Origin of the sequence: uncultured Granulicatella sp., assembly GCF_938030755.1 — a bacterium.
In the GTDB taxonomy this organism is placed as follows: Bacteria; Bacillota; Bacilli; order Lactobacillales; family Aerococcaceae; genus Granulicatella.
This window is the reverse complement of sequence record NZ_CALHIF010000022.1, coordinates 1-24,271: the sequence shown is the minus strand read 5'-3', so window position 1 is coordinate 24,271 and position 24,271 is coordinate 1. Positions and strand designations below refer to the sequence as shown.

At 36.9% G+C, this 24,271-nt stretch carries 23 protein-coding genes and 1 other annotated feature; of the genes, 7 read left to right on the top strand and 16 right to left on the bottom strand.

Annotated features, from left to right (window positions below; translation table 11 throughout):
- Positions 1-11: 11 nt before the first annotated feature.
- The 5 genes from rplI to rpsF all read right to left on the bottom strand — a co-directional run bounded on the left by rplI (position 12) and on the right by rpsF (position 3,915).
- On the bottom strand, positions 12-464 hold the full coding sequence (gene rplI / locus Q0594_RS02355; protein WP_259949778.1) for a 50S ribosomal protein L9: 453 nt from the start codon (positions 462-464) through the stop codon (positions 12-14).
- A gap of 19 nt (positions 465-483) precedes the next feature.
- Positions 484-2,388: a DHH family phosphoesterase gene (locus Q0594_RS02350; RefSeq protein WP_298729426.1), complete on the bottom strand. Its 1,905-nt coding sequence runs from the start codon at positions 2,386-2,388 to the stop codon at positions 484-486.
- A 418-nt stretch (positions 2,389-2,806) separates the two neighbouring features.
- Positions 2,807-3,049 carry a 30S ribosomal protein S18 gene (gene rpsR, locus Q0594_RS02345; protein WP_005608178.1) on the bottom strand — a complete coding sequence of 81 codons (243 nt, stop codon included), beginning with the start codon at positions 3,047-3,049 and terminating at the stop codon, positions 2,807-2,809.
- Between the two features lie 22 nt (positions 3,050-3,071).
- Entirely contained in the window at positions 3,072-3,569 is a 498-nt protein-coding gene (ssb, locus tag Q0594_RS02340; protein ID WP_298648608.1) for a single-stranded DNA-binding protein, read from the bottom strand.
- Positions 3,570-3,615: 46 nt separating this feature from the next.
- Entirely contained in the window at positions 3,616-3,915 is a 300-nt protein-coding gene (rpsF, locus tag Q0594_RS02335; RefSeq protein WP_005608182.1) for a 30S ribosomal protein S6, read from the bottom strand.
- Between the two features lie 263 nt (positions 3,916-4,178).
- Between rpsF and Q0594_RS02330 the strand changes: the two genes are divergently transcribed.
- On the top strand, positions 4,179-4,469 hold the full coding sequence (locus tag Q0594_RS02330; RefSeq protein ID WP_298729425.1) for a helix-turn-helix transcriptional regulator: 291 nt from the start codon (positions 4,179-4,181) through the stop codon (positions 4,467-4,469).
- 67 nt (positions 4,470-4,536) lie between these two features.
- Here the strand turns inward: Q0594_RS02330 and Q0594_RS02325 are convergent, their stop codons facing one another.
- From Q0594_RS02325 to dnaA, 11 genes are all read right to left on the bottom strand, one after another.
- A complete protein-coding gene (locus Q0594_RS02325) occupies positions 4,537-5,676 on the bottom strand; it encodes a 5-methyltetrahydropteroyltriglutamate--homocysteine S-methyltransferase (protein ID WP_298729424.1) in 1,140 nt (379 codons plus the stop codon).
- Positions 5,677-5,694: 18 nt separating this feature from the next.
- On the bottom strand, positions 5,695-6,447 hold the full coding sequence (locus Q0594_RS02320) for a cyclase family protein (protein ID WP_298729423.1): 753 nt from the start codon (positions 6,445-6,447) through the stop codon (positions 5,695-5,697).
- 86 nt (positions 6,448-6,533) lie between these two features.
- Complete coding sequence (locus Q0594_RS02315) at positions 6,534-7,667, bottom strand: 5-methyltetrahydropteroyltriglutamate--homocysteine S-methyltransferase (protein WP_298729422.1); 1,134 nt, start codon at positions 7,665-7,667, stop codon at positions 6,534-6,536.
- A gap of 44 nt (positions 7,668-7,711) precedes the next feature.
- Positions 7,712-7,949, bottom strand: a binding site (T-box leader).
- Between the two features lie 161 nt (positions 7,950-8,110).
- Entirely contained in the window at positions 8,111-9,754 is a 1,644-nt protein-coding gene (locus tag Q0594_RS02310) for a hypothetical protein (RefSeq protein ID WP_298729421.1), read from the bottom strand.
- A complete protein-coding gene (locus Q0594_RS02305; RefSeq protein WP_298729420.1) occupies positions 9,744-10,487 on the bottom strand; it encodes an ABC transporter ATP-binding protein in 744 nt (247 codons plus the stop codon). The genes Q0594_RS02310 and Q0594_RS02305 overlap by 11 nt, the downstream gene beginning before the upstream one ends.
- Before the next feature lie 231 nt (positions 10,488-10,718).
- Positions 10,719-13,304 (bottom strand): DNA gyrase subunit A, encoded by a 2,586-nt coding sequence (gyrA, locus tag Q0594_RS02300; RefSeq protein ID WP_298729419.1) that lies wholly within the window; start codon positions 13,302-13,304, stop codon positions 10,719-10,721.
- A gap of 45 nt (positions 13,305-13,349) precedes the next feature.
- Complete coding sequence (gene gyrB / locus Q0594_RS02295) at positions 13,350-15,287, bottom strand: DNA topoisomerase (ATP-hydrolyzing) subunit B (protein ID WP_298729418.1); 1,938 nt, start codon at positions 15,285-15,287, stop codon at positions 13,350-13,352.
- 3 nt (positions 15,288-15,290) lie between these two features.
- Positions 15,291-16,418 (bottom strand): DNA replication/repair protein RecF, encoded by a 1,128-nt coding sequence (gene recF, locus Q0594_RS02290; RefSeq protein WP_298729417.1) that lies wholly within the window; start codon positions 16,416-16,418, stop codon positions 15,291-15,293.
- Positions 16,415-16,669, bottom strand: a complete 255-nt coding sequence (yaaA, locus tag Q0594_RS02285) for a S4 domain-containing protein YaaA (protein WP_005608200.1) — start codon at positions 16,667-16,669, stop codon at positions 16,415-16,417. Before yaaA ends, recF begins: the two co-directional genes overlap by 4 nt.
- A 366-nt stretch (positions 16,670-17,035) precedes the next feature.
- Positions 17,036-18,193 carry a DNA polymerase III subunit beta gene (gene dnaN / locus Q0594_RS02280; RefSeq protein WP_298729416.1) on the bottom strand — a complete coding sequence of 386 codons (1,158 nt, stop codon included), beginning with the start codon at positions 18,191-18,193 and terminating at the stop codon, positions 17,036-17,038.
- 173 nt (positions 18,194-18,366) lie between these two features.
- The gene (gene dnaA / locus Q0594_RS02275) at positions 18,367-19,737 is read right to left on the bottom strand and encodes a chromosomal replication initiator protein DnaA (RefSeq protein WP_298729415.1); all 1,371 of its coding nucleotides are present in this window, start codon (positions 19,735-19,737) and stop codon (positions 18,367-18,369) included.
- Between the two features lie 531 nt (positions 19,738-20,268).
- On the opposite strand from dnaA, the gene rpmH reads away from it, so the two are divergent.
- The 6 genes from rpmH to Q0594_RS02245 all read left to right on the top strand — a co-directional run bounded on the left by rpmH (position 20,269) and on the right by Q0594_RS02245 (position 23,935).
- Positions 20,269-20,403 carry a 50S ribosomal protein L34 gene (rpmH, locus tag Q0594_RS02270; protein ID WP_005608206.1) on the top strand — a complete coding sequence of 45 codons (135 nt, stop codon included), beginning with the start codon at positions 20,269-20,271 and terminating at the stop codon, positions 20,401-20,403.
- A 67-nt stretch (positions 20,404-20,470) separates the two neighbouring features.
- Positions 20,471-20,815, top strand: a complete 345-nt coding sequence (gene rnpA, locus Q0594_RS02265) for a ribonuclease P protein component (RefSeq protein WP_298648563.1) — start codon at positions 20,471-20,473, stop codon at positions 20,813-20,815.
- A 60-nt stretch (positions 20,816-20,875) separates the two neighbouring features.
- Positions 20,876-21,688: a membrane protein insertase YidC gene (gene yidC / locus Q0594_RS02260; protein ID WP_298729414.1), complete on the top strand. Its 813-nt coding sequence runs from the start codon at positions 20,876-20,878 to the stop codon at positions 21,686-21,688.
- A gap of 78 nt (positions 21,689-21,766) precedes the next feature.
- Positions 21,767-22,555 carry an RNA-binding cell elongation regulator Jag/EloR gene (gene jag / locus Q0594_RS02255; RefSeq protein ID WP_298729413.1) on the top strand — a complete coding sequence of 263 codons (789 nt, stop codon included), beginning with the start codon at positions 21,767-21,769 and terminating at the stop codon, positions 22,553-22,555.
- Positions 22,556-22,865: 310 nt separating this feature from the next.
- Positions 22,866-23,726 carry a helix-turn-helix domain-containing protein gene (locus Q0594_RS02250; RefSeq protein ID WP_298729412.1) on the top strand — a complete coding sequence of 287 codons (861 nt, stop codon included), beginning with the start codon at positions 22,866-22,868 and terminating at the stop codon, positions 23,724-23,726.
- A gap of 2 nt (positions 23,727-23,728) precedes the next feature.
- Positions 23,729-23,935, top strand: a complete 207-nt coding sequence (locus tag Q0594_RS02245) for a hypothetical protein (RefSeq protein WP_298729411.1) — start codon at positions 23,729-23,731, stop codon at positions 23,933-23,935.
- Positions 23,936-24,271: the final 336 nt, after the last annotated feature.

The window sequence follows — 24,271 nt, the reverse complement described above, 5'->3', positions numbered from 1 at the left end:
AATTTCTAACTTTATTGAGCGACGATATTCACTGTCATAATCGCTTGAACATCATGGTGTAATTTAACAGGGACACGAGTGTATCCTAACGCTCGAATTGGAGCCGCTAATTCGAATTTACGACGATCAAGTTCTACATTAAAAGTTTTATTGAATTCTTCCGCAATTTGTTTTGCTGGAATTGCCCCGAACAAACGTCCATCTTCGCCTGCTTTAGCCTTAATGGTAACTACTGTTTCTTCGCGTTCTAAGAACTCTTTCAATTCTTTAGCTTTTGCTAATAATTCGGCGTTATGTTTTTCTTCCGCTTTCTTTTGACCGGATAAAGTAGCGAGATTTGCTGAAGTAGCTTCTTTTGCAAAACCGTTCTTAATTAAGAAATTTTGTGCATAGCCATCAGCTACATTTTTAACTTCGCCTTTTTTACCTTTGCCTTTTACATCTTTTAAGAAAATTACTTTCATACTCTATTCCTCCTCATAGTTATAGATTAATTTCAGTATCTAATTCTTGAATAACAGTCTTCAACTGTTCGATAGCTTCTTCGATACTCATATCCGTTAGCTGTGTAGCAGCATTTGATAAATGTCCACCACCACCCATTTTTTCCATTACACGTTGAACGTTTTTATTCCCAAGACTACGCGCGCTAATTCCAATACGACCGTCATTCCGTTTAGTGACAACAAATGAAGCATCGATATTTTCCATAGATAACATCATATCCGCAGTCTGAGCTGCAACAACTGTAGGGTAGACAAATGTCTCTTCTCCGTGAACAATTCCGATGTTATTCGGAAGAATCTCTAGTGAATTTAACAAATGGCTTCGCATCAAATACGTATCTACATTTTCTTTCAGTAAGCGTTGAATGAGGATGGTGTCGGCGCCAACTGATTTTAAATAACTAGCAGTATCGAAGGTTCTTGAACCTGTACGCAGGGTGAAATTTCTCGTATCAACGATGATTCCTGCTAATAATGTTGTTGCTTCAATCGTCTTAATTTGTTCTTCCTCATTCGATTGATATTCTAAAAGTTCGGTAATTAACTCACCAGCTGAAGAAGCATACGGTTCAATATAAACCAAATCAGGATTTGCAGGAAATTCTTGTCCGCGTCGATGGTGATCAATAATAACCAATTGATTTGCTTTCTCGACAACTTCTGGTGAAGCCGTTAGGGATGGTTTGCTTACATCCACGATAATGACTAATGTTTCTGGAGTTAATAAAGCTTCCGCCATTTCTGGGGTCACGATAGAAGAGAAGAGTTCCTCATCTTCCTTAATCACAGCCATTAATTTTTTTATATCGTGAGAGTATTGGTCTGGATTCGTGACAATCCACGATGTTTTTCCATGCATTTTAGCAATTCTACGTATTCCTAAACACCCGCCTACACAGTCCATGTCAGGATATTGATGTCCCATGATGATAATTTGAGTTGCTTCAGCCATCATGTTTTCTAAGGCTTGAGAAACCATACGAGAACGCACTCTTGTCCGCTTCTCTAGAGGATTGCTTTTTCCACCATAGAACCTTGTTTCTTCATTTTTTGAACGAACTACAACTTGATCTCCACCACGCCCTAGCGCTAAATCTAGGTTTTCTTGTGCAAGAGACGCAATTTCATCGTAATACATTTCATTAACAGTAGAATCAGCGTAAGAAAAACCCATACTTACAGTTAGAGGAGTATTTTGTTGAGCTGTAGTTTCACGAATTTTATCAATTATATCGAATTTATCTTTTTCGAGTCTTGATAATATTTTTTTATCGAGAAACGCTACAAATCGGTCTGTATCTACACGTTTTAAATAGATATTATTATGATTTGCCCAACTCGTTAACTGGTTCGTCACGAAGTTGTTTAGGTTCGATTTCTTGCGGTCGGTTAAAGATTGCGACACTTCAGCATAATTATCGACAAAAATTTGCCCAAATACAGGTCTTTCATCTAAATAGGTTTCCTTGATAACGGCATACTCTGTAATATCCATCATATATAGCATTCCGATATCTGAATGGAAGACCGTTTGGAAATATTTTTCTTTCCAATAAATTACTTTCTCTTCGTTAGGTTTTAATTGGCTAACAGTTTGAGCCAATTCTTTATCTACTTGTTTCAAAGAAAAACCCAGAAGATCTTTTTTATCAAAATATTTTTGTAAATATGGATTAATCCATTGTATTTCTCCATTAGAATCAAGAAGAAGCATTCCAATCGGCATTTTAATGGAAGCATCCTGTGAGCCTTTATTGATTTTATAGGATAAGTTCGATACATAATGATTTGTTTCTTTAACGATATAATTCGCAAAAGAGTAGAGTAGTATACCAATCAATATTACAAATAAAGTTAGAACAATTCCTACCCATATATTCATTACATAAGCTATTATAAGCATGCAGAGGATTATCCCGACGAAGGAGTATCCGTATTTTTTTATAGCATAGCCTTTAAGAAATGTCGGTAAAGCCTTTATATGTTCTGTTAGGCTTTTCTTCATTACTGCACCTTCTTTCTATAGACTCTATTTTACCATATTTTTAGGGAATCGTCAGTTCTTCTAAAATGTTTCACGTGAAACATTTTGTAGAAAGAGGGTAGAGTAGTTCATAAATGTTTCACGTGAAACATTCTGATGTAATTTGTTATTAAACTGCTATTTTATAAATCTTGAGTACTGATAAGAGTTTAATGTTCTTCTGAGTGACGAAAATCTCATCATTAACACTTTAAACTTTTGATAGATACTAAATAATAAAAAAAAAGGATTGAGAAAATCTCAATCCTTATTTTAATTAGTCAACTGTTGTGAATGGTAATAATCCCATGATACGAGCACGTTTGATTGCAACAGTTAAAGTACGTTGGTGTTTAGCACAAGTACCTGTTACACGACGTGGTAAGATTTTACCTTTTTCAGAAATGTAACGTTTTAATAATTCTACATCTTTGTAATCAATGTAGTCTACGTGGTTTGCACAGAAGTAGCAAACTTTTTTACGACGGCGTTGACCGCCACCTCTACGTTGTTGAGCCATTATGGTATCCTCCTTTTAAACTTTAGAATGGTAAATCATCATCTGAAATGTTGATTGTCTCTCCATTACTTAAGAATGGATCAGACATTCCACCACCGAATGATGAAGTAGGAGTGTTAAATTGATTAAAGTTATTCGTTTGATTTTGTTGGAATCCACCTTGTGAGCTTTGATCATTTGCAGGGCGTTGTTCAGTAACATTACGTGATTCTAATAATGAGAAGTTCTCAGCTAGCACTTCAGTCACATAAACTTTTTGGCCTTGTTGGTTATCATAGCTACGAGTTTGAATACGTCCTTCAATTCCTACTAGTGAGCCTTTACGAGTGAAATTCGCAAAGTTTTCTGCAGCTTTACGCCACATTACGCAGTTGATAAAGTCTGTTTCGCGTTCACCGTTTTGGTTTTGGTAACGACGATCAATTGCGATAGAGAAGCTCGCATAAGCAGTTCCGTTTGAAGTATAACGTAAATCAACGGCACGTGTTAAGCGTCCAACTAATACAACATTATTAATCATTTAATTCTTACTCCTTTCAAGATTTTTGTTTACTTATAACAAACAATTATGCTTCTAATTTAACAATCATGTGACGTAAGATGTCATTGTTGATTTTCGCTAAACGGTCGAATTCATCGATTGCAGCAGCATCTTCAGCAGTGATGTTCACTAAGTGATAGATACCTTCTTGGAAATCTTTAATTTCGTATGCAAAACGACGTTTCGCCCAGTCTTTAGATTCAACAACAACTGCTCCGTTGTCTGTTAAAACAGCATCAAATCTTGCAACCAATTCAGCTTTAGCAGCTTCATCGATGTTTGGACGGATGATATATAAAATCTCGTATTTTGATGTTTGACTCATTGACTGTCACCTCCTTATGGACTTTTGGCCTACTGAAATTTCAGTAAGCAAGGAGAGTATCATTTCTAATACTCACGTTCAATCATTATAGCAAACAAAGCTATAAAATGCAACAGAAATCCGCGCTGCAGAGGTGCTCAGGAAAGTTTGCAAGGAGCAAACTTGTCGCAGACTAGCAGTAAAATAGTTTCAATATATCATATCTGATATGTAGCATATATGTTACAATTAGTTTATAAAGGAATTAGGGGGGTAAAGAGAAAATGGTGGATTATTTAAAGCGGGTTTTTGACCGTCTTGACGCGAAATATGAGACTTTTAGGGATGATTTTGAGGCGGAATATTTCCTTCAGAAAAATGCTTTAGCCATGATCCGGCTTCGGCACGATTCTGGACTAACTCAAACGGAATTCGCTAGAAACGCCGGTATGACGCAAGGAAATCTTTCTAGGCTTGAAAAAGGAAAATATAATCCTACGCTTTCATATCTTCAAAAAATTGCGAGTAAAAATGGGTATGATTTAGACATTCGTTTTAAGAAAAAGAAGCGATAAATACGATGAAATCAACAAAAAATATCTCCTACAGCCAAAAACTGTAGGAGATATTTTTTGTTAAAATTTATCCCCAAACTTCATGAACGATTTCGTCAATCAGTTTTAATTTATCCCATTGGGCTTCAATCGTTAAGATATTGCCTTCTTCTGTAGAAGAGAATCCACATTGAGGGCTGAGGCATAATTGTTCAAGAGGAACATACTGACTGGCTTCTTTAATACGAGCGATAACTTCGCCTTTATCCTCTAATTCCCCTGATTTAGAAGTGATTAAACCAAGAACGACTTTTTGGTCTTTAATATAGCGAAGTGGAGTAAAGTCCCCAGCACGGTCACTATCATATTCCAAGAAGAATCCATCCACACGGCAATGACCAAATAGCGTCTTCGCCACTGGCTCATAACCACCGCTAGAGAACCATGTTGAGCGGAAGTTTCCGCGGCAAATATGCATATTCACCACTAAATCTTCCGGTTTCCATTCAATGACACGGTTTAGTACATCCACATAGTCACGAGCGATTTGTTCGAGGTCGAATCCACGTGCTTCGTACGCATCCCGTTTGTCTAACGCACAGAACTCTCCCCAGCTAGTGTCGTCTAATTGAATATTGCAGCATCCTAAGTCGTAGAAGCATTGTAGCGCCTTACGGTATGCCTCAACCACATCATCATAGAAGAGGGTTTCATTGTCTTTGTAGCGCTCAATTGGTACATAGTTTTTCTCACGAACTTGCGTAATCAAATGCAACATACTTGGCGAAGGAATCGTTAATTTTACTGGTGTATCGCCAGCGTGCTCTTTTAAGAATTTGAAGTGTTTTACGAATGGATGGTCTTCAGAGAAATCAACCTTTCCAACGATACGTAATGTTTTTGGCTTCACATCTTTATCTTTGAATTGAACAGAGAAGTGGTCTACTTCTACAAGTTCAACTCCCTCTAAGTGTTCTAAAAAATCTAAGTGCCAAAATGCGCGACGGAATTCACCGTCTGTGACAGATTTGAGGCCTAGTTCTTTTTCTTTCTCGATTAGGGCGATGATTTCTTCGTTTTCAACGCGTTCGAGTTCTTCAGCAGTGATTTCTCCTGCACTAAATTTCGCACGGGCTTCTTTTAGACGTTCGGGACGTAAGAAACTTCCTACGTGATCGAGTCTAAAGGGTGCTTTTTGACAACAGCTACAGTTTTCGTGATTTGACATCTATTTTCCTCTTTTCGTTTATTCAGCTTCTGGTAAATAGGCAATGGCGCGAACAGGTGACCCTGGAGTCTGTTTCCAGTTTGGGTATGAAATTGAAATCACAGCCCCCACTGCAGGAACTTGGTCAAGGTTCGCTAATACTTCAACTTGGAAGATATTTTGGCTTAATAAGTAATATTCGTTTGTTAAACCATGCGCTGCTGCATGAACACCTGAGTCTGTATCTAATGTTTCGTGACCAACGGCTTTCACATGACGTTCGTGAATTAAAAATTCAAGCGCGTCTTTTGCCCAACCTGGAGTATGTTGAACGTCATTTTCATATAAATTACGAACTTCGTCTTGGCTTGGCCAACGATGTGACCAGTCACTACGGAAGGCGACAAAGGCCCCTGGTTCGATTTGTCCGTATTCTTCTTCAAACACTAAAACGTCTGCTTTTGTTAATTCGTAATTTGGATTTTCGGCTACTTCTTTTGAACGGTCGATGACGTAGAGTGGCAATAATAAATCTTTCAACTCGATTTCATCGAGGAAACGTCCGCCTTCATAGAAGTGGCAAGGTGGGTCGATATGCGTACCGTATTGTGTCACTACGGATAGTTGTTGCACGTGGAATCCATCTTTTAATGTAAATAAATCTTTTTGTTCCAATGCTGGTAGAGCAGGGAAGTGAGGGCTATCGGCATCAATTTGATGGCTTAAGTTTATCCATTTGGCTTGTTTTAATGTTTCGTAAGCTTGTGCTAATTGTTGTTGAAATGTTGACATAGTTTTCATCCTTTCTAAATAGGGGAAGGCTGTGGTTCAAAAGTCATTCTCCCCACAGCCTTTTTGTTTGTTTTATAATGTGAGGATTATTCTCCCCAAACCTCACGTGCAATTTCTGAAATCAATGCGATTTTCTTCCATTGATCTTCTTCTTTAATGACATTTCCTTCTTCTGTTGAGGCAAATCCACATTGTGTACTTAAGTATAAGTTTTCAAGTGGCACATATTGGCTTGCTTCTTTAATACGAGCAATGACTTCATCTTTATCTTCTAAATCCGCAAATTTTGAAGTTAAGAGTCCTAAAACGACTTTCTTACCGTCAGATACTTTTGCAAGAGGCTTGAAGTCGCCGGCACGGTCTGTATCGTATTCTAAGTAGTACGCATTTACGTGTTCGCCTGCTAATAGCTCATCTTCTACTTTTTCATATCCCCCTTGAGAAATCCATGTTGAGTGGAAGTTACCACGGCAAACGTGTGTATTCACTACTAAGTCTTTTGGTAATGCATCAAGAACTGAGTTGTTTAAGTGTAAAGCACGACCAGCAAAGTCACGACGAACTTCTTCTAATGGACGGTCTGCATTGAAACGTTTTGCAAAACCATCGTCTGCTAAAGCGCCCCATGTACAGTCGTCAAATTGAAGCGTGCGAAGACCTTCGTTGTATAAGTCTGTAATCACATCTACATATGCGTTTTTAATCGCTTCGAACAGCTCTTTTTCAGTTGGATACACTGCTTTCCAAGCTGCAATGTGTTCAGGAGTACGGATTAATTCGAAATAGAATTGTGATGGAGAAGGAATTGTGAATTTCACAATAACATCTTCATCTTTCACTAAGTCACGTAAGAATTTGAAATGTTCTACGAATGGGTGGTTATGTCCATCGATTGGAGCCGTTAATGTTGACGTATCGGCTTTTGTTTCAATACCGTTGAATTTATAACCATGTTCTCCAACAGTATGTTCTACACCATTGAATCCCCAGAAGAAATCTAAATGCCAGTACGCACGGCGGAATTCTCCGTCTGTAACGCCTTTTAAACCAGCAGCGATTTGTTTTTTAACAAGTTCGCGGATTTCTTTATCTTCTACAGCTGTTAATTCTTCGTGTGTAATTTCGCCATTTGCAAATTTTGCGCGTGCTTCTACTAAATCTCTTGGACGTAAATAACTTCCTACGTGATCTACTCTAAATGGTGCTTGTAATGTTGACATTGTACATTCCTCCTATAAATAAAAAATCCTCACAGTATCGCTACTGCAAGGACGAAATTTCGTGTTACCACCTTGTTTTGTAGAATCCTCACGAATCCTACCTTACCGAGTACGCACACTGGGTGTTATACTCTACAGCTATAATGGGCTACCCATTTACGTCTAATGATTCGACGTAAAATCACTCCGAGGCCATCTTCAAAAATTCAATTTGATCTCTTTCCACCTACCGAGACTCTCTTAGCAAATCTTATTTTCTACTCACCTGTTCTTTGTGATGTCTGATGAATATGGTCTTAGGATAACAGAGAATAAACTGCATAGCAACAGGTTTTCTTATATCGTTTTTCTATCATTTGTTATAACTTTAGGTTATACTCCTTAAAAAACCTATAAAATAGGTTATAAAAAAGACTTAGAGACATTCTCTAAGTCTTCAATCATTATTCAGAATCGACTAATTCATGTAATTTTTTCTTATAGTAGAATGTTGCAAAAATCGATAACCCGAGAATCAAGACAACATACGCAATTGTAATGAACCAAACGAAAGTACGATTCCATTCTGGTAAGTGACTTAATAAATAAATCGCCCCGAAGATAAACCCGAATAGAACGACCATGAAAATAATCGCTTTAATCCCACCACGCGTACGGTTTAAAAGCTCGATGACATTCGTCCAACTTGGGGTAAAGAGCTTCAAGTCTCTGGCGTATCCCCAACGACTAAGCCCTAGACTGATAATTCCCCATGAGAGAATGATGCCTAAGGTCATATAAATCGGTAAGCGAAGAACCGTACAAATGACCGTCATAAGAATGACCGGAATCGCAGACTGAATCGCAAAGAGAATCCAGAATTTACGTTCCAAAAATTGATGCATATCGAATGGAAGAACTTTTAAATAATAATAGTTTTCCCGCTCGAGCGAAATTCCGACCGCTAATAAGTTGTTTCCTCCTGTATTGAAGAATGCAATGAAGGTAATAAACATCGCAAATGGTAAGAAGGTGTTTAGATTTATGAAATTCATAAAATTAATCCCTGCTGGAGCATTCCTTAAATTAAAAACTGTTGGAAGAAGCAAGAGATATGGTAATATTCCTGCAGCAATAATCGTTTGCGTTAATACAGAACCTTCCATTAATTGACGAAGGGTATAGCGAATCATAAATTTTGTTGAAAGCTTATTGCCATCTAACTCCATTTCTTTTACACGTTCAACTTTTACTTTCGAAGACGATGTTTGCGAAACAGCTTGATAGAAGTTTGGCAATACAATGAACTTCACGAGTAGTAAAATCGCCACAAATACTAAAATCACGAATCCAATCGTTGGATAAACACTCATATCGAATGGATTTAAGATTGCATTATAGAAAGCAAGTACTGGTTGAAGGAAAAGTGGCATTTCTCCTGTTAATACAGTATTCACCACGGATTTTGACAAAATCATTTGATAACCAATAACGGCTCCAAGAGAAATCCCAAAAATTAAAACATTCGCAATCACGGATTGATATTTTCTAAAGAATGGAATCTTCGCTAGGAAGAAGCAGAGAAGAAACATCAATACGTAAACAGTCACACTAAGTACAAGTGCCCCGATTAAGGCAATTGGAATCGTGAGGAGGAAGTTTCCCCTTGAAAAATACACATGGATTCCAAATAGCATTACGATTGGAAGAAAACCTTGCAATGTAGCCACCACAATCGAAAGGCTCTTTCCAAGAACCACTTCTAATTCTGTAAAAGCATATGGCAAATACGATTCAAAGTCTTTACTTTCATAAAAGACATTGTAAACAGCTGGTAAAGCTTGCGAAATTAAAATCATCAAGAATAAGAAAACCGTACTTGCAAATTGAAGTGGAGGGTATGAACGTCCCGAAATTGCTCCTGGAATTCCAAATAAAGCTCCAAACATCACCGCAAATAGCAATTGTTGAATCAACGTTCTCATCGCAACATTCACCGATTTCGATGGATTTTTCGCCTGTTTCTTTCGATAATTTTGTAATTGTGCCGGTTGCGTCGCAAAAATTAAATTGGTCTTCACCAGCGTCAGAATTCGATTAAACCGCATGTGAATCCACTCCTTCTTGTCTACCGGCTAGTGATAAGTAGATTTCTTCAAGCGTGCTTTCTGGTTGTTGGCCTTTCAATTCTTGAATCGTACCGTAGAAGAGTAGTTTTCCTCTTTTCAAAATCGCAATCTTATCGCAAAGTTGTTCTGCTACTTCTAAAACATGTGTCGAGAAGAGAACGGTATTGCCTTTATCGGCATGTTCACGCATTAATTTCTTCAAGTCGTAAGAAGCTTGTGGGTCAAGACCCGTCATTGGTTCATCGAGTACCCAAATTTCAGGGTCTGATAAAAGCGCTCCGATGACGAATACCTTTTGACGCATCCCGTGTGAAAACGAATCAATGACTTCATAGCGATGTCCTTCGAAATCAAATAATTCTAATAAATAAGCAAGACGACTTTCTACTTCGTCTAGAGTCATGCCATAAGAAGAGGCGACTAATTCCCAGAATTCATTGGCTGTTAAGCGTAGAAATAGGTCTGGGCTATCAGCTACATAGCCAATTTTTTCTTTAATGGCTAGACGATTGGATGACAATTCTTGTCCGTCCACAATAATTTCTCCGCTTGTTGGATTGATAACACTTACTAAGGATTTAATGGTTGTTGATTTTCCTGCACCATTATGTCCAATCAGTCCGATAATTTTTCCACTTTCAATCGTTAAGTTGAGTCCATCTAAAGCGACGGTTTTTTCATATACTTTTGAAACATTTTTAAATTCAATCATGTAAATTCCTCCTTATGGATTATTTCACCCTTATTATACCGATAAAAATTCTAAAAAGTAGTACTTTTTTGCGTAAAAAGAGTATTTTTTTGCTAAAAAGCTTTCCATTCGATTACTACAAATCCGTATGATTCTTCGTAATCTTAATGAGTGATTTTGATACTCCTTTTAGCATCATAAAGAAAAAACAGAACTCAAAAAGCCATCATTTGATGGCTTTTTGCTTACTAATTATTCGTTTTCTTCGTCAACTAATTGTTGCGCAAAGTCTTTCATATTGCCTTTGATGGCCTCATCTGAAAGGGATGCAGTTGGATTTTCTGTTGCTACTGATTCAGTCGATGAGTCAGTGGCAAGAGAATCTTCTTCTGTTTCTTCTTCGCGGTCTACAATCGCTAATGAACTTACAATCGCATCTTGATCGAGACGCATCATACGAACTCCAAGTGCACCACGGCCTGTTTGAGACACGTCTTCGGCATGGAATCTGATGATAACCCCTTTATTGGTCATGATAAGTAAGTCTTCATCTCCAGTTACCGTACGTAAGCAGACAAGTGGTCCGTTTTTCTCGGTAATCCGAAGTGTACGAACTCCTTTACCACCACGGCCTTTCAATGCGTATTCACTCGCAGCCGTACGTTTTCCGTATCCTTTTTCACTCACGACTAATACTTCATTATCAGGAGTTAAAATATCCATTCCGATGACATAGTCACCGTCACGTAGAGAAACCCCACGAACACCTGAAGCGGTACGACCCATCGCACGAACTTTATCTTCATGGAAGCTTACAGCATTACCGTGATAAGTTCCAAGGATAATTCCATCATTTCCGCTTGTGACCACTACACGGATGAGTTCATCATCTTCACGTAATTGGATGGCACGTAGACCATTTGTACGGATATTCTTGAATTCCGATAGACGAACACGTTTGACGGTTCCACGTAATGTTGTAAAGAACAAGTAGCGTTCTGTTTCGTCAGATTCTGGCACACTGATAATCGCTTGAATTTTCTCAGCTGAATCAATGTTTAATAAGTTGATGACTGGTAATCCTTTTGCTGTACGGCTATATTCAGGAATTTCATACCCTTTTGCTTGGTAAACTTTCCCTGTATTCGTAAAGAAGAGGAGTGAATCATGTGTTGAACATGAAATCATGTTTTCCACGTAGTCATCATCATGGACGCTCATTCCTTGAACCCCACGTCCTCCACGGCGTTGTGCCTTGAATTCAGTGTTGGCAAGACGTTTGATATATCCATTCTTCGTTAATGTAATGACGACATCTTCTTGTTCGATTAAATCTTCATCTTCAAGGCTTAATGCTTCTCCGACTAATAATTCTGTACGACGAGAATTGTCGAAACGTTGTTGGATTTCAAGAAGCTCTTGTTCGATGATTTCGTAACGAAGTTCTTCACTTGCTAATACTTTTTCTAAGTATTGGATGGTTGCTTGTAATTCGTTGTATTCTGCATCGATTTTCTCGCGTTCTAATCCTGTTAAACGAACCATACGCATATCCAAGATTGCTTGTGCTTGTTTATCGCTTAAGCCGTATTCATTCATGAAGCGGTCTTTAGCGATATCTCCACTAGCTGAACTTCTTAAAATCGCCACAATCGCATCGATATGGTCTAAAGCGATTTGTAACCCTTCTAAAATGTGAGCACGGTCTTCCGCTTTTTTCTTATCGAATAAGCTACGACGACGAACGACTTCTTCTTGGTGGTCTAAGTAGTGTCGTAAAATTTCTTTTAAGCTCAATACTTTTGGTTCTTGATTCACAATCGCAAGCATATTGAATCCGAAGTTTGATTGTAATGGTGTTAATTTGTATAAATTATTTAATACAACGGATGCGGAAACATCACGACGCACTTCAATCACAACACGCATTCCCACACGGTCAGATTCATCGTTTAAGTAAGTAATTCCTTCGATTTTCTTCTCGTGGTGTAATTGTGCGATACGTTCTACTAAACGCGCTTTATTCACCATATATGGTAATTCAGTGATGATGATGCGTTCTTTTCCATTTTTCAATTCTTCGATTTGTACGCGTCCACGAACCGTAATCGATCCGCGTCCTGTTTCGTATGCACGACGAATTCCTGATTTACCTAAGACAATTCCTCCAGTTGGAAAGTCAGGACCTGGGAGAGCTTCCATCAATTCAGTAGTGGTTACATCAGGGTTCTTCATTAATAAGTGAAGAGCAGAGATGACTTCCGCTAAGTTATGTGGTGGAATATTCGTTGCCATCCCTACGGCAATCCCTGTCGCACCGTTGACTAATAAGTTTGGAATACGTGCTGGTAATACTTCCGGTTCACGTTCTGTTGAATCGTAGTTATCACGGAAATTAATCGTATCTTTGTTAATATCGCGAAGCATTTCAAGAGCAATTTTACTCATACGAGCCTCTGTATAACGCATCGCAGCGGCTCCGTCTCCATCGACAGAACCAAAGTTACCGTGACCATCAATTAATGGGTAACGGTATGAGAAATCTTGTGCCATACGAACCATGGCATCGTAAATGGCAGAGTCACCGTGTGGGTGATATTTACCCATTACGTCCCCGACAATACGCGCAGATTTTTTATGCGGTTTGTCCGGTGTTACTCCAAGTTCACTCATTCCATATAAAATACGACGGTGTACTGGTTTTAATCCATCACGCACATCTGGTAGGGCACGCGATACAATAACACTCATCGAATACTCAAGAAATGATTTACGCATCGTTTGTACTAAATCAGTTGATTCAAAAGTTTCTTCAAAGTGTTTCACTTCTTCAGACATAATTCGTCTCCTTTTCTATTCTTCTCTTCAAATTCGATTACTGGATTAGATATCTAAATCTTCCATATTGATGTATTTCGCATTGCTTTCAATGAATTCACGACGTGGTTCTACACGGTCGCCCATCAAGATATCTAAAATTTGATCCGCTTCTGCAGCATCTTCCACAGATACTTGTAACATTGAACGGTTTTCAGGGTTCATGGTTGTTTCCCATAATTGTTCTGCATCCATTTCCCCAAGACCTTTGTATCGTGATAATTGTGGTTTTGGATGTGCTGGTAATTCTTTTAGTTTCGCTTCTAACTCTTCATCATTTTGAATGTAGTATTCATTTTTCCCTTGTTTCAATTTGTAAAGAGGTGGTTGAGCGATGTAAATATATCCAGCTTCCACTGCAGGGCGCATATAACGATAGAAAAGAGTAATGAGCAATGTACGGATGTGACTTCCATCGACATCGGCATCGGTCATGATGACTAATTTTTGGTAACGAGCTTTCGATAAGTCAAAATCTCCACCAAAACCAGTTCCCATCGCTGTAAAGAGCGAACGAATTTCTTCGTTGGCTAAAATTTTATCGAGTGTTGCTTTTTCAACGTTCAAGATTTTCCCGCGGATTGGTAAAATCGCTTGAAAATGACGTGAACGTCCTTGTTTTGCTGAACCACCCGCAGAATCCCCTTCGACGATGAATAATTCAGAAATCGTTGGGTCATTGCTTGAGCAGTCTGCTAATTTCCCTGGTAAGTTTGAAATTTCTAAACCAGATTTCTTACGAGTCACTTCACGGGCACGTTTTGCAGCAAGACGCGCTTTCGAAGCTAAAATCCCTTTTTCGACAATCTTACGTGCCACTTGAGGATTTTCCATTAAGAATTTATCGAAGTGCGTTGAAAACAGACGATCTGTAATCGTACGTGCTTCAGAGTTTCCTAATTTCGTTTTTGTTTGTCCTTCAAACTGTGGATCAGGATGTTTGATAGAAACAACGGCTGTTAAACCTTCACGGACATCTTCACCGCTTAGTTTTTCTTCGTTTTCTTTCATCAATTTTTGACGACGTGCGTAATCGTTAATCACACGTGTTAAGGCCGTCTTCATCCCTGATTCGTGAGTCCCACCTTCATAAGTGTGGATATTATTCGTGAAGCTGAGAAGGTTTGTATGGTATCCAGAAGTGTATTGCATAGCCACTTCTACTTGAATGCCATCTTGTTCTCCTTCTACATAAATTGGCTCTTCGAATAACACTTGTTTTGATTTATTTAAGTGTTCGACATAGCTCTTAATCCCGCCTTCGTAGCAGAAAGATTTTTTCACTGGCTCTTCTGGTCGGAAATCCGTAATCGTTAATTTTAATCCTTTATTCAAGAATGCTAATTCACGCACACGGTTGGCTAATTTATCAAATTCAAAGACGGTTGTTTCTTGGAAAATTTCAGGGTCTGGTACAAAGTATACGCTTGTACCATGTTTATCGGTTGTTCCAATAATTTTTAAGTCTTCTAATACCGCACCACGGCTATAAGATTGCTCGTAAATATTGCCATCTTTAAAGACTTGAACAGTTAAGTCTGTTGAAAGAGCATTTACAACAGAAGCCCCAACCCCGTGAAGACCCCCAGAAACTTTATAGCCTCCACCGCCGAATTTACCACCGGCGTGAAGCACTGTAAATACCGTTTCTACGGCAGGACGACCTGTTTTTTCTTGAATATCGACCGGAATCCCACGACCATCATCGGTTACGCGAATATGGTTTTCTTTGGTGATTTCAATTTCAATATGAGTGGCAAATCCTGCTAAAGCCTCATCAATCGAATTATCCACGATTTCCCAAACAAGGTGATGAAGTCCCGCACTACTTGTTGAACCAATATACATCCCAGGACGTTTACGAACAGCTTCGAGTCCTTCTAATACTTGAATCTGACTGGCATCATATTGCGCAGCTAATTCAGCTTTGTTTTCTTCTGTCATATGCTAATTCTCACTCTCCATTTTTAAAATAGTTCCTTTTTCAATCGGTATTACGACCGGTTCATTAATAAATTGTTGCTTAATCCCATCCAGGCTTGTTGTGGTAATAAAGGTTTGCACTTTATTTTCAATGGCCTTAATCAGATGGGTTTGTCTATCATCATCGAGTTCTGAAAGTACATCATCTAATAATAGAAGAGGATACTCGCCTGTTGATAATTTCATCAATTCGATTTCTGCAAGCTTCAAACTCAGTACGGTCGAACGTTGCTGTCCTTGCGAACCGTACGTTTGAACCGGAATCTCGTTCAAATAAAAAATCAAATCGTCACGGTGCGGTCCAATCAGCGTTGTGGCTTGATCCGCCTCACGAGTTTGATTCTTCTTGAATTGATCGATATAAATTTCTTTCATTTGCGAAGGAGTCAGTCCATCCTCCAGCGGAATCGTTGCTTGATACGAAACCGAGAATTTCTCACGACCAAGCGATAACTGATCATGAATCGGAATGGCTAAAGCCTCCAATTGCTTCATAAAATCAAGACGATGAAAGACGATTTTACTAGCTAACTCGCTTAACATCTCGCTTAAAACCTCTAAGTATTCGTCCGGTTGCTTTTTCTTAATGGCTAGCTGTTTCAAATAAGTATTGCGTTGTTTTAAGACGCGATTATATTCCACTAAATCATAGAGGTAGAGGGAACTCATTTGTCCAAGTTCCATATCCACGAATTTACGTCTATTTTGCGGAGACCCTTTGACAAGCGTGAGGTTCTCTGGGGCAAAGAGGATGACATTTAAGTTTCCAAGGTAGGAACTCAGTCGTTTTTGCTCCAAATAATTCACTTTCGCGATTTTTCCTTTTTTAGAAAATTGCAATTCTAAATTCGTCTTTGTCGCTGTTTTTTCAACGGTCCCTTTAATCGTCGCAAAGTCTTTTTTCCATCCAATCAGTTCTTTGTCATTTGTAGTGCGGTGGCTCTTTGTCATCGCCAAGGCGTAAATCGACTCCATCAGGTTGGTTTTCCCCTGTGCATTTTCACCAATAAAAACATGCACACCGTCTGTAAACTCTAGTTGGACAGATTCATAATTACGAAAGTTTTGTAATTGTAAATTAGTCAGCTTCATGCGTCATGTGTGTTCAAATCATTTTCATCCGATTTCATTTCTTTCACAATAAAAATACCTTCATCAGGTATTTCGACACGTGTATTCGGATATAATTTTCTACCACGTCGATTTTCTAACTCTCCATCTACAAAAACTGTATATTCTTGCAGGTACCATTTTGCTTGTCCGCCCGTTGTAATGACGTCAATATGTTTTAAAAATTGCCCTAATGTAATGTACTCATCAGAGATTGATACGATAGTTGTCATGAACTTCCTCTTTTCTAATGGATATTGGTGAGAACTCCATTAAACTCATGCATGCTCACATATTTTTAAGTAGAATAACTCTACATTATTATACATTTTTTACAAGCTTTTCGCAAAGAAATTGCAAATTTTAGGGGGTTATTTCAATTTTGAGGCAAAAACATCAAAAAAGCCTAAAAAAACAAAAAACAAAATTTACTAGGATTTTTTCAAAAATTTGGATTTTTGTAGCTAAAATCACCCAAAAATCGTGCTGTCCAAAATTCACTTATAAGTGAATTTCGGGCAAATACAAAAATAAGGGTGAAAATAAAAAAACTCGAGCCTTCAAAACGAAAGCTCGAGTGAAAGTTTTATAATCTATGATTACCCGTTGAATGTACGAACAGGTGTCACTAATTGAATGAAGCTATGTGGAATACCAGAGTGGTCTTCTTTTAGTTTCAATGTGAATGGACGGTTTGCTTCTAAGAAGTTGATCACCGCTTCTGAAGAACCGAATAATTTCAACGCTTCTTTTAAGTAGTCAGGGTTGAATGAAATTTCAAGTGGAGCTCCTTCGAAGTTTTCCACAGCGATTTCTTCTTCAACCGTACCCACTTCAGGAGATTTCCCTGTTAATAGAATCCGTTCCGGAGAAAGTGTTAATGTCGCAATATTGTTTTTATCAGTATGTGACATTAATGAAGCACGTTCTACGGCTGCTACAAGTTCACTGGCAACGACTGTAATCGAAGTGTTCGCTCCGTCGTTAATGAGGCGGTCTGTATCAGGGTACATTCCTTCTAATAAACGAGAGTAGAAGGATAATGTTTCTGTTTGGAACAAGATTTGATTATCTGTAATCGCAAAATCGATTGTTTCTAATCCATCGATAATACGAGATAATTCTAATAATGTTTTACCTGGTAATGTCATTTCAAAAGTCAATGCATCACTTCCAGCTGGCATTTGTAGTGGAATGATCCGTTGGCTTAAACGGTGAGAGTCTGTTGCGACCGCTTTTAATTGGTTGTCTTTAATCACCATATGAATACCTGTTAAGATTGGACGAGATTCTGCTGTTGAAACGGCAACTGCTGTTTGTACAATCACTTGTCTAAATAATGGTACAGGAATGGTAATCACATGATTTTTTTCGATTTCAGGTAATTGTGGATAATCCACTGCAGATAAACCATTTAATGTAAATGATGCATTCCCTGCTGCAATTGTTGCTTGTAATTGATCGTTTGTTTCAATAGAGAAGAGATTTAAAGGTAATTTTTTAATGATTTCTCCAAAGAAACGAGCAGGAAGAACGATGCTACCTGGTTCTTGGATTGTTAATTGTAATTCTTCGTCTTCGATTGGTAAGAATACTTCGATAGAAACTTCTGAATCACTACCTGTTAATGTTAATCCTTCTTCACTTGCAACTAATTTAATCCCAGTTAAAATTGGAATCGTTGTTTTTGATGGAATCGCACGTTGAACATCGACTAGATTTTTTAAAAATCCTTGTCTGTTTACTGAAAATTTCATAACTTCCTCCTTTTGGATGTCCTTTTATATTTAATTTATTTATTAAAAAAATAGTAATAGTAGTAGGGGCTGTGTATTCTGTGGAAAAGTGAAGAATCCCTACAGCTCTTTCATTTTTGATTGTGGATAACTATTGTGGATAAATAACTTGAAAATTTTGAGTTATCCACCGACTACTGATGAAGCAATCCTTTAATTTCGTTAATGACTTGAGTCGTCTCACTATTTTCTTTTACTTCTAAGCTGATTTTTTCATAAGCGTGAAGAACGGTTGAATGGTCTCTACCAAAGTCAGATCCAATTTTTTGTAAAGAGCTTCCCGTTAATTCACGTGAAAGATACATGGCGATTTGACGAGGTTGAACCATTGTTTTCGTTCTCTTTTTTCCTTTAATATCTTCAACAGTAATATTGTAATATTTGGCAACAGCACTTTGAATATCATGAATCGATAGTAATTTTTCTTTACCACCTGGAAGGAGATTTTTCAAAGCTTCTGCGGCTAAATCCGTTGAAATATCTTCGCCAACCATCACGGAATAAGCTTGAAGACGCATTAGGGCTCCTTCCAACTCACGTACGTTTGATTGAATATGACCTGCCACATAGCTTAGTACATCGATTGGAATATTAAATCCAAGGGATTGTGCTTTATTTTGTAAAATCGCAATCCGAGTTTCTAAATCTGGTGGAGTAATATCCACAGGAAGACCCGAAACGAAACGAGAAACAAGTCTTTCTTGAAGAGCTTTAATTTCTGTTGGTTGTCGGTCACTAGTAAGTACGATTTGTTTTTGGTTATTGAATAAAGCATTAAAAGTATGGAAGAATTCCTCTTGTGTTGCTTCTTTTGCTGCTAAAAATTGAATATCATCGACTAGTAAAATATCCACATTTCGATAGCGATTGCGGAATTCTTGTGGTGTCTTTGATCCAATGGAAGCAATCATTTCATTCATGAACTCTTCACTGGTTACATATTTAACACGTGCTGTTGGATGATTTTTCTTATAGTCATTCCCAATGGCTTGCATTAAATGGGTTTTTCCAAGACCTACACCCCCATAGAAAAAGAGTGGGTTATAAGCCGTTCCGGGGTTTTCTGCTACATACCGAGCGGCAGCCGTAGCCATTTGATTCCCTTTCCCGATAATGAATGTATCAAATGTATATTTTGGATTTAAATGAGAATCCTCTTCAATCACAGTTGGAGAAGGATGACTCAATCCAGTCGTCTGTGTTTCTTCTATATTAATGTTGTTTGATTGAAAAGAAGAAATCGCTGGTTCAAAATCAGACTCTGGAGTAATAAATCTAGGTTCAAATGATTGTCTGAAGTAGTCATATCCAAATTCAATAATGTCTCTTAATAAATTATCTTGCCAATATCTAGCAAACGTTTGAGAAGGGACTTTAATGTAAAGAATATTTTTCTCGATACGAACCGGTTCAGCAGGTTTTATCCAATGGTTAAATGTAAACTCAGAATTTGTTTTTTCAAATTGTTCTAATAATATATCCCAAAAATCTTGAATGGAATTCATAATGCACCTCCTTATAGTTCTAAAGATTCTAATCCAGTTAACAGTTTACCATCTTTCCATGGAGTTTTCCACAATTGAATGAAGAAAAACACAATAAATCAAAGTTTTTAATACAATTATCCACAAAAATGTGGATAATTGATAAAAAAAATAGTGAATAAACAGAGTTATACACAGAAAAATCAAAGTTATTCACAGTTATTTTTATTGATATAAAGAGGTTTTAACAATTTATCCACCAGTTGTGGATAGATTTATATAAACAGAGTGTTATTTTGTGGATAAGTTGTTGAAAACTAGTGGATGAAGAGTTATTTTTAAAAATAGATTTCCACTATGATTGTTGATAACTAAAAAAAATCGATGTAAAAATACAGTTATTTGTAGAAATTTTTAGAGACATTATGGTATGATACTTCAGTATTTAGCCATTAGATAGTTTATATTGACAATTCAATATTTTATATTTATAATGTACTAGACTGTCTAGGGAGACTAGATATTTCATTTACAGTAGGAGGTGCACATCGAATGAAAAGAACATATCAACCAAGCAAACGTAAACGTCAAAAAGTTCACGGATTCCGTAAACGCATGAGTACAAAAAATGGCCGTAGAGTATTAGCAAGCAGACGCCGTAAAGGTAGAAAAGTTTTAGCAGCTTAGATCACTGAACGTCTCAGTGGTCTTTTTTTTTAAAAAACATTTCGAGTGACTGGAGATATTCAAGTAGATGAAAAAATCGTATCGAGTGAAGAAAGATCGTGAATTTCAGCAGGTATTCCATAAAGGAAAATCTACAGCTAATCGACAATTTGTTATTTATCAGTTCAATAAGGAAGCGCAAGCGCATTTTCGTGTGGGGATTTCAGTGAGTAAAAAGCTAGGAAATGCGGTAACACGGAATCGTCTCAAAAGAAGAATCCGACATATTCTTATGGAACTCGATGATCAATTAACGCAAAATGTAGATTTTATCGTCATTGCTCGTTCGCCCATCGTACAAATGTCTTATCAAGAAATGAAAAGCAGTATGATGCATGTTTTAAAATTAGCTACATTATTACCTAAAAATTAAGATTCCTATTATAGATAGGAATCATTGAAAATTAAATATTCTAAAAGGTGGGACTTTTCAGTGAAGAAAAAAAGCCAATTGATTTTATCATTAGCAGTTTTAACTTTATTTTTAGCGGCCTGTGGAACTTCTCCTGTTACGGAGTCAAGTACAGGTTTTTGGGATCGAATTGTTCTTTATAATTTATCTCAATTTATTATTTGGTTATCCGATTTATTTGGTGGAAGCTACGGATTAGGAATTATCTTCTTTACGATTATTACTCGTTTAATTATGATTCCTTTAATGCACTTCCAATATCAAAGCACACGTAAACAAGCAATTCTTCAACCAGAGATTAAAGCTTTGCGTGAAAAATATTCTGCTAGAGACCGTGCAACACAAGAAATGCTTCAAGCAGAAATGAATGCTTTATATGAACGTGAAGGAATCAATCAATATGCTGGTTGCTTACCATTATTAATTCAATTACCAGTAATGATGGCCTTATATCAAGCAATTAGCCGTACAGAAGTTTTAAAAACAGGACACTTCTTATGGTTCCAATTAGACCAACCAGATCCATACTTCATCTTGCCAGTATTAGCTGCTGTGACAACATTCATCACAACGTGGTTATCTATGAAAATGCAAGATACTGGTGGAGCCGGTAAAGCAATGATGTATTTTATGCCAGTGATGATTTTATTTATGTCACTTGGTTTATCAAGTGCTTTATCCCTTTATTGGGTAGTCGGAAACGTATTTATGGTAGGTCAAACCTTACTATTAAATAATCCATTCAAATTCCAAGAAGAACAAAAAGCGATTATCGCTGAGAAAAAACGTCGTGAAAGGGCGCTTGAAAAAGCGAAGAGAAGACACGGAAAATAATTCTTATATAGAAGTCTTGTTGAAACGTCTCAATCATGAGATAATAACAATGATTTTTAAAGAATAGGAGAGTTTACGATGACAAATACTATTAAAGTAACGGATGCTTCAGTAGAAAAAGCGATTCAAAAAGGATTACGTCAATTAGGATTAACCCAAGAAGAAGTAGTTGTTGAAGTGATAACTGAAGGTAAAAAAGGATTGTTTGGCTTTGGCCAAAAAGACGCAATGGTTGCTTTAACCCCAGTTGTTAAAGAAGAAGTTGTGGAAGAAGTTTCTACACCAGTAGTAGAAAAAGCGGTTGAAGAAGTAGTAGCATCTGAAGATGAATCTTTCGAGGAAGAATTCGAAGATGATTTCGAAGACGAAGAAGATGGTGAAGGTTTTGAAAATGAAGAAACAACCGTAGACCGTTTAGAAGAAGCTGCTCATGTAACAAAAGCGTACCTAGAAGGAATTGCGAAAACTTATGGTGCAGAGGCAACTGTAACGGTTGAAGCGCGCCGTGATCGTATCACATTTGTATTCGATACAGACAAACAAGGTCTTTTAATCGGAAAACATGGAAAAATTTTAAATGCGTTACAAGTATTAGCGCAAGTTTCTGTCCATCGTTTTGTGAAAGGAAGAATTTCAGTTCAAGTAGATGTTGGTGATTACCGTCAACGCCGTAGTGAAACATTACAACAAATTGCGGAAAGAACAGCTCGTAAAGTATTAAAAACGAAACAACCTGTTTACTTAGAACCACTACCAGCATATGAAAGAAAACAAATTCATGCTGCATTAAGTAAAAATAAACGTATTTCAACGCATTCTGAGGGGAAAGAACCTCATCGTTACTTAGTTGTTGAGATTGCTGAATAGAAAATGATGAAAGCTTATGACCGTTTCAGTCATAAGCTTTTTTTCATATCTAATGAAAGTTAATAAAACATATTTCAAAAAATGTTGTTATAACAATATTTTATCAATAAATAGGTAATAATAATCATTTGATGAAACAAATAAAGTATAAAAACCATTTCGTTAAAAAGTTTATTTCAATCATAAAAAGAGAAATATTCCTATAAACATCCACAAAATCTAAGTTTTTCTTTTGGAAAAAATGAAAAATAAAGTTATAATAAGTAATGAATATAGGGAGCATATATTTAATAAAAGATGAGGAGATATTATGGACATTCAAATTTTTGTGAATCGACGAAAAGAATTAGGTTTATCTCAAATTGAATTGAGTGAGGGTATTTGTACACAAGCAACATTAAGTCGATTCGAAAATCACGGTCAAATTCCATCCATGAAGATATTGACCTTACTTTGTAAAAAACTACATATGGATGTAGGGGAGTTATTTCCATCTGTAGCGATTAAAGATTCAGTTATAAACAAAAAGCTGGATAAAATAGAATTTCATATTGTAAATATGGAATATGAAGAAGCTGAAGAATTAATTCATAGTATAAATGCGGCTCATTTAACCACGCAGCAACTATGGAGATATTTATACTTAAAAGGCTTTACGCAAACCTTATTACAAAAGGAAAGCATGGATAGCTTCTTCTACTTCAATCAATTGTTAGCGGATCATTCTGATGTGGATAATAAATATATTTTCTTAGCGTATACAGGAATCGGACTTATTTATATGAATCAGGGAGACTATGATAAGGCCGAATACTTCTTTGAAAAAGCCATCCACCAAATCGATAATCTTACAATTGAATCTATTGAAGATGTATGTCGTGTGTTAACAGTTCTATATTATGCTGGGACTTTCTATGCGAAAATTAAAGAATATGATACTAGCGATGTCTTACTCAGACGCGGAATTACAATCTGTAGTGAAAATCATGTTACTTACTATTTAGCACGCATCAAATATTTACAAGCAGAGAACGCTTATGTGAACGACTCCTCAAGTGAAGAAATAAAAGAATTGATGAGAGACGCCGCAGCATTTGCCAGAGTGAATAAAAATACGGTATTATTAGAAAAAATAAAAGTATTTAAAGAACTTGTGGCGAAAGGAGAATAGGAATGTCTATTCGTCAAAAAAGAGACGATTTATTCAAAAAAGAAAAATTGAAAGTTCCTGAAGAAATTAAAGAGGAATTTCAAAATGATGAGTATGATTTAGATAGTTTTGGAGATGCATTTGTCATGATGCCAAAACTAGAAGAAGATAAGCGTCAGAAAAATCTAGAAAATAATATTAAAAAAGAATGGCTAGAGGATTTTGAATAGATTGCTCTTAACATACTTAATGAGATAAGAGACCTTGTTTTTCAAGGTCTTTTTAATTTCAAAAAAGTAGAAATGATTTCTTTTCAGAAACTTATTCATTTAGATAGAAATTTTTAATGAAAACAGTAGCATTTTAGTTGAAATCACAAACTAGTTATGATAAATTAATATCACTGTTAAGCGAACGTTCGCTTTTAAAACTGTTTCAAAAATCTTCCAAAAAGATGGATGAAATCTGTTGACAGTAAAAATGTCCTATGATAGTATATAGGAGTTGTTGAAAAACAACGATTGACCTTTGAAAACTGAACAAAGAAGACGAACCAAATGTGTAGG